The organism is Pseudovibrio sp. WM33, assembly GCF_001623165.1.
Classification (GTDB): Bacteria; Pseudomonadota; Alphaproteobacteria; order Rhizobiales; family Stappiaceae; genus Pseudovibrio.
In genome coordinates this window covers 1-842 of the sequence record NZ_LMCK01000134.1, presented here as the reverse complement: position 1 = coordinate 842, position 842 = coordinate 1, and the positions used below count along the sequence as shown (strand labels likewise).

General features: G+C 52.9%; 1 protein-coding gene and 1 pseudogene. Both read right to left on the bottom strand.

The features are described 5' to 3' along the window. Positions 1–606, bottom strand: a 606-nt coding sequence (locus PsWM33_RS23555; RefSeq protein ID WP_082827129.1) for a head maturation protease, ClpP-related, incomplete at its 3' end; no start/stop codon positions are given. After that, positions 603–842, bottom strand: a pseudogene (locus tag PsWM33_RS27495) (phage portal protein); the annotation flags it as partial. The gene PsWM33_RS23555 and the pseudogene PsWM33_RS27495, both read right to left, overlap by 4 nt.

Below are 842 nucleotides of genomic sequence, written 5' to 3'. Positions count from 1 at the left end.
ATCTGCAAACCCTTGTTCAACAGCACTCTCACCATTGATCCAGGTCTCTTTGTCGAGCTGGTTGCTCAGCTCTTTTTCCGAGATCTTGGTGCGTGCGTGATAGATGCTGACTGCCGCATCATCAAACGGCTTTAGCCAATCGGCGACCTCAAGGAACGCATGGCGATCACCGCATGCACAAACCCATGTGTTATGGATCATCAAGAAAGCCGCTCGCCCGATCTGGATTTCATCTGCCGCCATTGCAATGACAGAAGCTGCCGATGCAGCTAACCCCAACACCTTCACCGTTACCTTGGCCTTGTGCTCGCGCAGCAGATTGTAAATCGCCAACCCTTCGAAGAAATCGCCGCCCGGAGAGTTGATCGAGACGACCACATCCTTCTCACCAATGTTGCGCAGCACTGCCGAAATTCGCTTGGCAGTCACCCCGTCATACATCCAGCTCTCGCCAATTGGATCAAGGATGGAAATGGTATTCTCGCCATCCTCACCAGCTGCTGCCTTGATATCGGGATTCCAGCGCTGCTGTACGCTTTCAGCAATCGCACTTTGAAGACCTTTCCCAGCCAACACCGGGACATTTGGCAAATTGCGGATGCTCATTTGTCTTCCTTTCCAAGCAAGTCAACCAGCCCCATAGAGGTTTGAACCACCAGTTCATCACTGTTGCCGCCTCGCCGTGGCAGATTGAGCTTGTCGCGGCCCTCATCACCAGTAATGAAGCCGGCCATGCGCAGTTTGAGCAAAAAGTCGCCTTTGGCCTTGCTGTCCATTTGCAACATGGCTTCGCGGTTATATTCCACGTACCAACGCCCGCGTTTTTCAACGGGAATGAGATC